Annotated in this window: 10 protein-coding genes and 2 pseudogenes; 10 read left to right on the top strand and 2 right to left on the bottom strand. The window is 70.9% G+C overall.

Annotation, left to right across the window (positions count from 1 at the left end; translation table 11 throughout):
* Positions 1–330: 330 nt before the first annotated feature.
* A pseudogene (locus ACGFNI_RS06080) lies at positions 331–525 on the bottom strand (transcriptional regulator); the annotation flags it as partial.
* Positions 526–1,262: 737 nt separating this feature from the next.
* Between ACGFNI_RS06080 and ACGFNI_RS06085 the strand changes: the two are divergent.
* The 8 genes and pseudogenes from ACGFNI_RS06085 to ACGFNI_RS06120 all read left to right on the top strand — a co-directional run bounded on the left by ACGFNI_RS06085 (position 1,263) and on the right by ACGFNI_RS06120 (position 8,572).
* On the top strand, positions 1,263–2,120 hold the full coding sequence (locus ACGFNI_RS06085) for an oxaloacetate decarboxylase (RefSeq protein WP_393681023.1): 858 nt from the start codon (positions 1,263–1,265) through the stop codon (positions 2,118–2,120).
* A gap of 113 nt (positions 2,121–2,233) precedes the next feature.
* Positions 2,234–3,280, top strand: a complete 1,047-nt coding sequence (locus ACGFNI_RS06090; protein WP_393681025.1) for a bile acid:sodium symporter family protein — start codon at positions 2,234–2,236, stop codon at positions 3,278–3,280.
* 457 nt (positions 3,281–3,737) lie between these two features.
* Positions 3,738–4,046: pseudogene (gene ureA, locus ACGFNI_RS06095) on the top strand (urease subunit gamma); the annotation flags it as partial.
* A 65-nt stretch (positions 4,047–4,111) separates the two neighbouring features.
* Positions 4,112–4,471 (top strand): urease subunit beta, encoded by a 360-nt coding sequence (gene ureB / locus ACGFNI_RS06100; protein WP_393681027.1) that lies wholly within the window; start codon positions 4,112–4,114, stop codon positions 4,469–4,471.
* 20 nt (positions 4,472–4,491) lie between these two features.
* The gene (locus ACGFNI_RS06105) at positions 4,492–6,234 is read left to right on the top strand and encodes an urease subunit alpha (protein WP_393681462.1); all 1,743 of its coding nucleotides are present in this window, start codon (positions 4,492–4,494) and stop codon (positions 6,232–6,234) included.
* A gap of 91 nt (positions 6,235–6,325) precedes the next feature.
* A complete protein-coding gene (locus ACGFNI_RS06110; protein WP_393681029.1) occupies positions 6,326–7,000 on the top strand; it encodes an urease accessory protein UreF in 675 nt (224 codons plus the stop codon).
* A gap of 34 nt (positions 7,001–7,034) precedes the next feature.
* Positions 7,035–7,730 carry an urease accessory protein UreG gene (gene ureG, locus ACGFNI_RS06115; protein ID WP_393681031.1) on the top strand — a complete coding sequence of 232 codons (696 nt, stop codon included), beginning with the start codon at positions 7,035–7,037 and terminating at the stop codon, positions 7,728–7,730.
* Positions 7,727–8,572 carry an urease accessory protein UreD gene (locus ACGFNI_RS06120; RefSeq protein ID WP_393681033.1) on the top strand — a complete coding sequence of 282 codons (846 nt, stop codon included), beginning with the start codon at positions 7,727–7,729 and terminating at the stop codon, positions 8,570–8,572. Before ureG ends, ACGFNI_RS06120 begins: the two co-directional genes overlap by 4 nt.
* Here the strand turns inward: ACGFNI_RS06120 and ACGFNI_RS06125 are convergent.
* Positions 8,563–9,333 carry a methyltransferase domain-containing protein gene (locus ACGFNI_RS06125; protein ID WP_393681035.1) on the bottom strand — a complete coding sequence of 257 codons (771 nt, stop codon included), beginning with the start codon at positions 9,331–9,333 and terminating at the stop codon, positions 8,563–8,565. The genes ACGFNI_RS06120 and ACGFNI_RS06125 overlap by 10 nt on opposite strands.
* A gap of 216 nt (positions 9,334–9,549) precedes the next feature.
* Between ACGFNI_RS06125 and ACGFNI_RS06130 the strand changes: the two genes are divergently transcribed.
* Positions 9,550–10,953 carry a M14 family zinc carboxypeptidase gene (locus ACGFNI_RS06130; protein ID WP_393681036.1) on the top strand — a complete coding sequence of 468 codons (1,404 nt, stop codon included), beginning with the start codon at positions 9,550–9,552 and terminating at the stop codon, positions 10,951–10,953.
* Positions 10,954–11,155: 202 nt separating this feature from the next.
* Complete coding sequence (locus ACGFNI_RS06135; RefSeq protein ID WP_393681038.1) at positions 11,156–11,461, top strand: hypothetical protein; 306 nt, start codon at positions 11,156–11,158, stop codon at positions 11,459–11,461.
* Positions 11,462–11,744 lie beyond the last annotated feature (283 nt).

Below are 11,744 nucleotides of genomic sequence, written 5' to 3' on the forward strand. Positions count from 1 at the left end.
TCTTCGGAGAATTCGCGGTGAGCACCTCGTCGAGCTGTTTCACGGTACGTACGGGAAAGGAGGAGAGGCAAAGACGAAATCTCAGCGGACGCTATAGGGAATTCCTATGGCATCCAACATGGCGGTGCTCCGCCGGGCGGCCCGCAGCGGCGTTCCGATGCACGCCGCGGTGGGCTCCACGGAACCTGGCCTGGCCACCGTGCCGGCCATCACCGACAGCACGCTCACCGGCGATGCGGACTCCCTGCGGCGAGCCGGCGCGGCGATTGCCCGCGGGTACCGGGGCCGAGCGGCCGGCCACGGCCCGAAGTCCTGGTGTTCCGCCGCCGAGCGGTCGGGGCCCGCGCTCCAGGAGGCGAGGATGCGGAGGCCGTCGTGGGAGGGGGCGCCGGGCTCGGCGGTCCGGATGACGAGTTGCTGGTCGGGGTCACCGACACAGGCGAGGGCGCCCCAGTCGAGGGTGAGTTCACCGGCGACGGGGTGGCGCAGGACCTTGCTGCCCCTGCTGCGGGTGGCGACGTGGTGGTCGCCCGTGACAGCCACGCCGTTCACCGGCGCCGGCCCCTGCGCCCCTGCCCTTCCCGGGCGGGGGCGCCTGCCGTCAACGGCCGGTTACGACCGCGCGCACCCGTCGGGTCCGGTGTCGCGCGGGTGAACGGCCCGGTGGGCCTCTCCGGTCGGGGTCGCGGCTGACCCGTGGCCGACCTGCGGCGATGCCGCCTCGGCGGTCGCCCTTGCGCAGGGAGGATGGACAGCAAAAGCCCCCGTACGGGGAACAGTTCCCGGACACGGTCCTCCCGGCCAATCTCGGACGGAGGCGCAGCGGCCCCGCGGCGCCGCACCCGTGCGCCCCGCGACCGCCGTTGAGAAGCGGCCGGGGCCGGTCGGAGGCGCCGGACATGCGCAAATGCCGGAAATCCGGCCGGGCGGTACGTTGTTGAGCCCTGTCCGCGGCCCGTGACCTGCGGTCTTACCTCCCGCGCCGGGCGGCATCAGAAATGGCGTGAACGACGCCATCGGCCGGTATTTTACAGAGGAACTACTGTTTCATTACTTCGACTTGACTAACCTGAGGGTGCTGGGCACGCCCCCACCTGCGACATCAGGGGGCACGCCCCGCGCAAGGAAGCGGCCGGGGTGCCATGCCCTGACAGGCAAGTTCCCCGGCCACTCGGCACGTGACGTCATGACGCCGACCCCGGCTTTGGCAGGCATCGGGTCGGCAATGAAGCGAGTCAACGCGACCAACATCGGAGGGTACCGTGAATCACCCACAGCGGCTACGCGCTGCGCTCGAAGAGGACGGCACGACACCCCTCATCGGCGTCTTCGACATGTTCTCCGCCTCCGTGGCGGCCCAGCACTACGACGGCATGTTCGTCTCCGGATTCGGCTTCGCCGCGTCCCATTACGGGCTGCCCGACATCGGCTTCATCGCCTGGCCCGACATGGTGGCCTTCGTCCAGCGGCTGCGGCTGGCCTTCCCCCGGCAGCACCTGCTCGTCGACATCGACGACGGGTACGTCGACCCGGAGACGGCCTGCCACGTGGTGCAGCAGCTGGAGGCCATCGGTGCCTCCGGCGTCATCCTGGAGGACCAGCAACGGCCCCGCCGCTGCGGCCACGTCGACGGCAAGCAGGTGCTCCCGCTGGAGGACTACCTGGAGAAGCTGAACCTGGTCCTGGAGTCCCGCAGCGACCTGCTCGTCGTCGCCCGCACCGACGCCACCGAGGAGGACGAAATCCTCAGACGGGCCGAGGCGTTGGCCAAGACCGATGCGGACGTGATCCTGGTGGACGGCGTGCGCAGCGTCGAGCGGATCCACCGGGTACGCGAGGTCATCGGCGACAAGCCGCTGCTCTTCAACCAGATCGCCGGCGGCAAGTCGCCCCGCCTGTCGCTGAGCGAACTCACCGCGCTCGGCGTCGACGTGGCCATCTACAGCACCCCGTGCCTGTTCGCCGCCCAGACCGCGATCGACCAGGCGCTCTCGGTGCTGAAGGAGGACGACGGCCGCCTGCCGGAGCACACCCCGCAGAGCGTCGGCGTCACCGACTGCCTGGCCCTCCTGGAGAAGAACATCAGCCGCTCGCACGCCAAGGTTCCGGCCGCCCGGTGACCCGCACGCCCCGTTGACCCCGGCCGGCGTCCGGTCACCGGCCGCCCCGGGCGGGACACACCCGCCCGGGGCGGCCTTCCGGACGCCGCCGGCGTCGCCCGGAAGGACCCCCCATGCCCAGCTGGCCGCGCGGCGCGGTACGCCGCATCGACTGGTACCTCGTCGCACTGTTCGCCGTCATCGGATGTGCGACCCTCCTGCCCGCCTCCGGGGCAACGGCCGACGGCCTCGCCCTGACCGCCCGCATCATGGTCGGGCTGCTCTTCTTCCTCTACGGAGCGCGGCTCTCCCCCCGCGCCGCCTACGACGGCCTGCGGCACTGGCGGCTGCATCTGCCGATCCTCGCCCTGACCTTCCTCGTCTTCCCGCTGGCCGGGATGGCCGTGGGCCTGCTGCCGCACTCCGTGCTCGGCGGCGACCTCGCGACCGGCATCCTGTTCCTGAGCGTGCTGCCGTCGACCGTCCAGTCGTCCGTCGCGCTCACCTCCATGGCCCGCGGCAACGTCGCCGCCGCCATCTGCTCCGCGTCGTTCTCCACCCTGCTCGGTGTGGTGCTCACCCCGCTGCTGGCCGTCCTGCTGCTGCAACAGGGCACGTCCGGCGGCCTGACGTTCGCGCCGTCCCAGGCGCGGGACGTCGTCGTCCAGCTCCTGCTGCCCTTCCTCGTCGGCCAGGTGGCGCGGCGCTGGATCGCCGGGTGGATCCAGCGGCACCGCCTGCTGACCACGCTCTGCGACCGGGGCTGCATCCTGCTCGTCGTCTACTCCGCCTTCAGCCAGGGCATGACGGCCGGCATCTGGCAGCGGATCCCCCCGGCGCGGATCGTCACACTGGCGGTGGTGTGCCTGCTGCTGCTCGGGGTCGCCCTGGCTCTCACCTACGGCGCCGCGCGCCTCCTGCGGCTGCCGCGCGAGGACCGGGTGACCGCCGTGTTCGCCGGATCGACCAAGAGCCTGGCCGGCGGTCTGCCGATCGCCACCGTCCTGCTCCCGGAGAGCGAACTCGGCCTCCTCGTCCTGCCGTTGATGCTGTACCACACCCTCCAACTGGTGGTGTGCACCTGGCTGGCCCGCCGCTGGCCGTCGGCCGCCTCCCCCGAGGATCCGACGCCCACTCTCGTCACAGCCGCACCTTCCGCCACGGGGGAACGACCAGGGTGATCGCCCCGCGTCGCTCCACGCCACTCGTGCGGCCCGGGGGAAGCACCCCGCTCCGGGCCGCACGACGCGTTCCGCGTCCGGCACTCCGTGCTGCGAATTCACCCGTTCGTGGGAGGCCGGCCCGAGCGTGACGGCGAGAACCAGTCATCTCCATCAGCTGAAAATTGCGGCAACTGACGAAATACAGGGCATGTCATCAGAGAGACACCGGATACGTACCGCTCCTTGGCCGGTTCCGATCCGTCATGCCCGCCGGTGACGGTCTCGACAATTCCGTCGATTGCCGCCCTGGGCACTCCCACCCCGCCGGGCACGGCACCTTGTCGCATAGCAGGCCACGCGTTCCCGGCAGGCCGTATGGCCACTTTTCCGCACTGACGGTTGTGCGCTCCCCCTACCTTTCGCCCCATCCGCCGTGAGGTCATGGCGGCGCCGGACGAACCGCAAGGTGGAGTGGATGCATCTGACGCCCCATGAGCAGGAGAAACTGCTCCTTTACGTGGCCGCCGACATCGCGGCGAAACGCTGGCGGGATCCGGAAGAGCCCGTGAAGCTCAACTACCCCGAGGTGGTCGCGCTGATCAGCGTGCACATCATGGAAGGGGCGCGCCGGGGCAAGCCGGTGCTGGAACTGGCCCATGAAGCGGCCCGGTTGTTCCACCCGGAGCAACTGATGGAGGGCGTCTTCGAGATGGTCCGCGACCTCCAGGTGGAAGCGACCTTCCCCGACGGGAGCAAACTGTGCTCCGTGCGTGAGCTGGTGGTTCCCGATTTGGTGGAGCTGCCAGGCCCTGAACCCGAGCCCGCATCGATGGCCGCGGGAGGGCAGTCGTGATTCCTGGAGAAATCGAATTCGACGGGCCCGATGTCGTCATCAACGAGGGCAAGCCGGTCACGGTGCTGACCGTGCGGAACGACGGGGACCGGCCCGTCCAGGTCGGCTCCCACTACCACTTCGCCGAGGTCAATCACAGCCTGACGTTCTTGTCGGCGGACGACCTGCCCCTGCCGCGCGGTGTGGCGCGCGGACTGCGGCTGCACATCGCGGCGGGCACGGCGAGGCGCTTCGAGCCCCATGCGGACTGCGATGTCGAACTCGTACCGCTCGCGGGCAAGAGGGTGGTGCCGGGACTGCGCGGCGAGACCGCGGGACCGGTGGACGACGGCACGGAACCGGGGGCGGAGCGATGACGGAGAATTCCCAACGCAGGCTGGAGCCGATGTACCGGGGTGAGTACGCCGAGCTGTACGGCCCGACGACCGGCGACCGCATCCGGCTCGCCGACACCAATCTGTGGATCCGCATCGAGGAGGACCGCTCCGGAGGGCCTGGACTGGCCGGGGACGAAGCGGTCTTCGGTGGCGGCAAGGTGCTGCGCGAGTCCATGGGTCAGTCCCTGCTCAGCCGCAGGGACGGGGCGCCGGACGCGGTCATCACCGGCGTGGTGGTCGTCGATCACTGGGGCATCGTCAAGGCCGACGTGGGCATCCGTGAGGGCCGGATCGTCGCCCTGGGCAAGGCCGGAAACCCCGACATCATGGACGGGATCCACCCGGGCCTCGTCATCGGGCCCGAGACGGAGATCATCGCGGGCAACGGCAAGATCCTCACCGCGGGGGCCGTGGACACACATGTGCACTTCGTCGACCCGCAGGTCATCCCCGAGGCACTGGGTTCCGGCGTCACCACCCTCATCGGCGGCGGCGCCGGGCCCGGCGAGGGCAGCAAAGCCACCACGGTGACGCCGGGGGCCTGGTACCTGGCCCGGATGTTCGAGGCGCTGGACGCCTACCCCGTCAACATCGGCCTGACGGGCAAGGGAAGCACGGTCAACAAGGAGTCGATGCGCGACCAACTGCGCGCCGGAGCCTTCGGGTTCAAGATCCACGAGGACTGGGGGGCGACCCCCGCCGCGATCCGCGCCGCGCTGGACGTCTGCAACGAGAGCGGAGCCCAACTCGCCCTCCACGCCGACACCTTGAACGAGGCCGGTTACGTGGACAGCACCCTCGACGCCCTCAAGGACCGGGGCAGCATTCACGTCTACCACGCCGAGGGCGCGGGCGGCGGGCACGCACCGGACATCATCACCGTGGCCGGCCACTGCCGCGTACTGCCGTCCTCCACCAACCCGAGCATTCCGTACACGTACAACACCGCGGAAGAGCATCTCGACATGCTCATGGTCGCCCACCACCTCAACCCGAAGGTCGACGAGGACCTGGCCTTCGCCATGTCGCGGATCCGGCCGACCACCATGCTCGCCGAAGACATCCTGCACGACATCGGCGCGATGTCGATGACGTCATCGGACGCCCAGGCGATGGGACGCGCGGGCGAGACCATCCTGCGCACCTGGCAGCTCGCCCACGTCATGAAGGAGCGCACCGGCGCCGCGGCCGGCGACACCCGGCGCTCCGACAACCACCGGGTACGCCGCTACATCGCGAAGTACACCATCAACCCGGCGATCACCCACGGCGTCGGCGACCTCATCGGATCGGTGGAGAAGGGCAAACTCGCCGACCTGGTGCTGTGGGAACCGAAGTTCTTCGGCGTCAGGCCGCATCTGGTCATCAAGGGCGGGCAGATCGCGTACGCGCAGCTGGGCGACGCCAACGCCTCCATCCCCACCCCGCAGCCCGTGCTGCCCCGCCCCGCCTACGGCGCGGTCGGCCGGGCGCCGACCTCGCTCTCGCTGAACTTCGTCACGCACCTCGCGCTGGGGAAGGGCGGTCTGGTGAGCGGACTCGGCGTGGCCAAGCCGTTCCACGAGATCAAGGAGACCAGGACGCTCGCCAAGACCGACATGAAGGAGAACGACGCGACGCCTGACATCATCGTCGACGCCGACACCTTCAAGGTCACCATCGACGGCAAGGATGTGGAGCACGTCTGCCCAGAGGACGAACTGAAGGTTCTTCCGCTCGCCCAGCGGTACTTCCTCGTCTGATGGCCACCGCGAACGCCGTCCCGAGTGCCGCGGCGTACCTGCCGGATCGCCGTCGGCACTGCCGCCCCTGCCGTCCCCGCAGGGAGGCGCGATGAGCCGCGCGGCGCTGCTGGTGCTCGCCGACGGCCGGTTCCCCGCCGGAGGCCATGCGCACTCCGGGGGCGCCGAACCGGCCGTCACCGCGGGCCGCATCAGGGACACGCCCACCCTGGAGGCGTTCTGCCGGGGCCGGCTGCACACCGCGGGGCTGGTCGGCGCGGGCCTGGCCGCCGCGGCGGCAGCCGGCTGCGACCCGCTGCTGCTGGACGAGGCCGCCGACGCCCGAACCCCCTCCCCCGCCCTGCGACTTGTGGCCCGCAGGCTGGGGCGGCAGATGATGCGGGCCGCCCGCGCGACCTGGCCGTCGGACGCGCTGGACGCCCTGGCCGCGGCCCGGCCGCGCGGCGCCCACCAGCCCGTTGTGACGGGACTCGCGGCCCGCTCGGCCGGATTGTCGCCGCTGGATGCCGCGTACGCGGTGGCGTACGAGAACGTCAGCGGCCCGGCCACCGCCGTCGTACGCCTGCTGAGCCTCGACCCCTTCGATGCCACCGCCGTCCTGGCGCGCCTGGCCGGCGAGCTGGACCGGGTCGCCGCGCAGGCAGCTCGGGCCGCCGAACGCGTCCCGCTGGAGGGAGTTGACGCGCTGCCCGCTGCGTCCGCGCCGCTGCTGGACATCACCGCCGAACAGCACGCGGCCTGGCCGGTTCGCCTCTTCGCCTCCTGACCCGCCCGCACCGACCACGGAACACCGGAGCCCCATGCACCTCGACCATGCCCACACCTACCCCGAGCGGCACAGCTACAGCGCCGCCGCCCCGAAGCGTTCCGACGGTTCCCGGCGGGCGTTGCGTATCGGTCTGGGCGGGCCGGTGGGTACCGGCAAGACCGCCACTGTCGCCGCGCTGTGCCGGGCGCTGCGCGATGAACTGTCCATCGCCGTCGTCACCAACGACATCTACACGCGTGAGGACGCCGAGTTCCTGCTCCGCGAGGCGGTCCTGCCCGCCGACCGTATCCAGGCGGTGGAGACCGGTGCCTGCCCGCACACCGCCATCCGCGACGACATCTCCGCCAACCTCGAAGCCGTCGAGGACCTGGAAGAGGCGGTCGGCCCGCTCGACCTGATCCTCGTCGAGTCCGGCGGCGACAACCTGACCGCCACCTTCTCCAAGGGCCTGGTCGACGCCCAGATCTTCGTCATCGACGTCGCGGGCGGCGACGACATCCCCCGCAAGGGCGGCCCCGGCGTCACCACCGCCGACCTCCTCGTCATCAACAAAACCGACCTCGCCCCCTACGTCGGCGTCGACCTGGAGGGCATGGCCCGCGACGCCAAGGCCCAACGCGGCGAACTCCCCGTCGCCTTCACCTCTTTGAAGGCCGACGGGGGCGTGCGGCCCGTCTGCGACTGGGTGCGTGCCCGCCTGTCCTGCTGGACCACGGGCGCCGCATGAACCCCGCGTCCGCAGAGCTGCCACCTCGCACAGCAGCACCTGCCGCACCCGCCCCAGGGGTTTCCTCCGCCGCGCGGATCGTCGCCGTCCCCGACCCGCGCGGCGGCACGGCGCTGCCCGTGCTGTACGGGCGGCGGGCACTCATCCCCCGCCGCCTCCACGCCCGCGGCCCGTACGCCCGAGTCGCCCTCACCGGCGCGGTCAGCTCCCCTCTCGGCGGCGACCGGCTCAGCCTCCGGGTCGACGTCCGCACCGGCGCCCGCCTGCACCTCGACACCATCGGCGCCACCCTCGCCCTGCCCGGCCCCTACGGCGGCACCGCCACCCATGACGTGCTGCTCCGCGTGGACGACGACGCGGAACTGCACTACACGCCGGACCCCCTGATCTCCGTCACGGGCAGCGACCTGGTGACGGCCGTCCGCGCCGAACTGGCCCCCCGGGCACGGCTGGTCCTACGGGAGGAGCAGGTACTCGGCCGCACCGGCGAACCCCCGGGGCGGCTGCGCACCCGCCTGTCCGTCCGGCTGGCCGCACGCCCCCTGCTCGACCAGGAACTCTCGCTCGGCCCCGGCGCCCCCGGCTGGTCGGGCCCAGCCGTCCTCGCGGAGTACCGCCTGACCGGCCAACTCCTCATCGTCACGCCCGAATTCGCCGACCACAGGCCACCGCCCCAGCTCCTGTCCACCGACTCCGACCAGGGCGAGGCCGTCCTCACGCCCCTCGCAGGACCCGCCGTCCTGATCTCCGTGGCGGCGGCCGACAACCGCACCCTCCAACGCCTGCTGGACCGCGGCCACCGGGCAACAGGGGTGCCCACCGAGCCCGGCCGTCAGCTGTGACGCCCCTGGCGGGGTTGATGCCGCGCCACGAACAGGACGCCCTCGTCGGAGCGGTCGCGCTGCCCGCCCTGCCGGAGCCGGCTGACGGGGTGCACGGCGACGCAGTCCAGGTGCGCCCGGGTGAGCAGGCGCCGCACGGAGGTCTCGGACCGGGCCCGGAAGGTGTTCTGATGGGCGATCCGGTGCCACTGGCCGGGAGAGTGGCGTACGAAGCGGTCCATGCGCCGGGTGAAGACCGGCTCGGGTTCGGTGGGCAAGGTGTGCTGCCAGGTGCGGCAGGTGAGGAACTGGCCGTCGCTCTCACGGACCGCGGGGTGCCGGACCGAACGGTGGTGGGCCCGCTCGGAGAGCTGGTCGAAGAGGAAGACGCCGTCGGGGGCCAGGGAACGCACGATGCCGTGCAGCGCGGAGGCGAAGTCCTCGTCCGTGAGGAGGTGGTCCATGGGGTTGGTGACCGCGCAGATGACATCGAACTCGCCCCAGTCGGGCAGGTGGCGCAGGTCCGCTTCCTCGAAGCGCACCTGGTCGGCGTGGGGTTTGGCGCGGGCGTGGTCGAGCATGGCCGGGGGCAGGTCACAGCCCACGGCGCCCACTGCTGGTAGCCGGTGGAGATCTCGTCGTGATCGCCGACAGGTGGTGCGGTCATCGCCACTCCCCTTCGCTGCGGTAGCTGTGTCTGCTGAGCGAAACACGGCGCGTCCCCCGTCGGCGCCGTCCGACCCGCGACGAAGACCTATTGGGCGGATCGGGTGGGGTGACATTGCGGGCGACGGAACGCCCGGAACCCTACCTTCTCAACATGGCATGACCATGGCACGATGCCTCCCGGTGGCCCGTGGGCCCACTGCCCACCGGCGCCGACCAAGGCGCCCGGAGCGCCGCATGGTCCGGCTTTCCGGGAGCCGTCGCGGGCGAGGCGTGAGGACCGCGTCTCCTTCGCGTGCATGTGCCCCACACCCCCCACGGAAGGCCATGCCATGCTCCGGAAAACCCTCGTGACCACGGCCGCGGCAGCGATGGTCGCGGCGTTCACGGCGCTCGCCCCACTGTCCCCGACAGCCCTCGCCGGTACGCAGGACAGAGCCGGCGCGCCCGGCGAACACACCGTGGTCGTCTACCGCGTCCCCACCCATGACCCCGCGGACGCGAAGAAGCTGATCTCCTCCGGATATGACCTGATCGAACGCCGCCAGGGCAACGACCTGTTCGTCATGGGCGGTCCGGCGACGGCGGACGGGCTGCGCCGGCTCGGCTTCGCCCCCACAACCGCCGAGACGATGCACAAGCCGCTCCCCCGCACGTCGCACACGGCCCGCCCGGCCGGCGGCGTCGACGACACCTACTACGGCGGTTACCACACCGTCGACGCGCACTACGCGCACCTCGACCAAACGGCCTCCCAGCACCCGGACATGGCCAAGGTCGTCACCTACGGGCAGAGTTGGCTCAAGCAGAAGGGCCGCGGTGGCCACGACCTCAAGGCCATCTGCATCACCAAGATCAAGAAGGGCGACTGCGAACTCAACCCCGAATCGGCCAAGCCGCGCTTCTTCCTGATGAGCCAGATCCACGCACGGGAGATCACCACGGGCGAGGTCTCCTGGCGCTGGATCGACACCCTGACGAAGGACTACGGCAAGGACCCCGACATCACCGCCCTGATGGACTCCACCGAGATGTGGGTCGTCCCGATCAGCAACCCGGACGGCGTCGACATCGTCGCCCAGGGCGGCGACAACCCCATCCTCCAGCGCAAGAACGCCAATGACTCCAACGGCAGCGACTGCGGCACGAACGGCCAGACCGGCGTGGACCTCAACCGCAACGCGGACACCCACTGGGGCGGCGAAGGCACATCCACCGAGCCGTGCAGCGAGATCTACCTCGGCCCGAAGGCCGACTCCGAACCGGAGAACGCCGCGCTGGAGGGCCTGTTCCGCAAGCTGTACCCGGCGGTGCGCACCGGCACCGGCGACAGCGACCCGGCGCCGGCCACCGCCAAGGGCATGATGATCAGCCTCCACAGCGATGCCGGCATGGTCCTGTTCCCCTGGCAGGCCGACCACACCCGCCACACCGGCAATGACGCCGCCCTCCGCGCGCTCTCCGGAAAGCTCGGCTCGCTCACGGACTACCCGTCAGGACAAGCCGGCGAGATCCTCTACGACGCCTCGGGCGGCAACGACGACTGGACGTACGACAAGCTGGGGCTCGCGAGCCTCACCATCGAGATCGGCGATGTCGACGGACGCGGCTGCTCCGGTTTCACCCCGAAGTTCTCCTGCCAGGAAAGCTACTTCTGGCCGAAGATGAAGCCCGCACTGCTGTACGCGGCCCAGCAGTCCGCGGCACCGTACCGGACGACGTCCGAGGGCCGCTGAGGAACGCCCCGCACCTCCGTGCGGGCTGCGCCCGTTGGGCATTCCTTGCCTGCGTCCGGAGCGTCCCGATATCCTGAAAGGCTTTCTGCTACCGCAGATTGACATCACGTCAGGAGGAAGGAAGGGGGTCGCCATGAAGGGGCGAACCCAGCCGCCCGCCCGGAAAGTCCGGTGTCAGGGCGGCGGTTCCGGAAGGAACGAGATGTCCCGTACGGACAGGACAAAGCCACTGTGGGTGCGCCACGCCGAGCACCGCCCACAGCCGGTCCATGATCACCGCTACGGCGCCTGCGACCTGCCGCCGCACCCGACGCGCGAGGAGACGGACACGCGCTGCCGGTGGGAACACCCGGGCAGCCAACTGTTCGGCCACACCTGCTGTTCGGGGTGCACCGTGCGCTCCTGCACCAAGGAGTGGCAGGAGATGGTCAAGACCCACAACCGCAAGGAACGCTACGCGGGGCGGCACGAGGCTCGTCGCTTCACCACCGGGGAGGACCACGACTGACCCCTCCCCTTCCATCGGGCGCCCGGCCTGCGGCGGCCCGACGCCGGACGGCCCGCCACTTCGAGTGGCGGGCCGTCCGGCGTCCAGGGCGCTTCCGACGGATCTCCGCGGAGGGAGGAGCGCCCTGGGGCCTGTCGGCAAACTCCCTCCCCCAGGCTCCGTCCGGGAGGTGCCCCGACCCTGCGGGCGGACGGCGGGAGTTCGACGACAGGCCCCGGCTCCACCCCGGCGCGACGGATTCCGTTGTCTTGCGCGGGCAGGCCGGCAAACCCTTGACGCCGCG

Origin of the sequence: Streptomyces sp. NPDC048644, assembly GCF_043199105.1 — a bacterium.
Classification (GTDB): domain Bacteria; phylum Actinomycetota; class Actinomycetes; order Streptomycetales; family Streptomycetaceae; genus Streptomyces.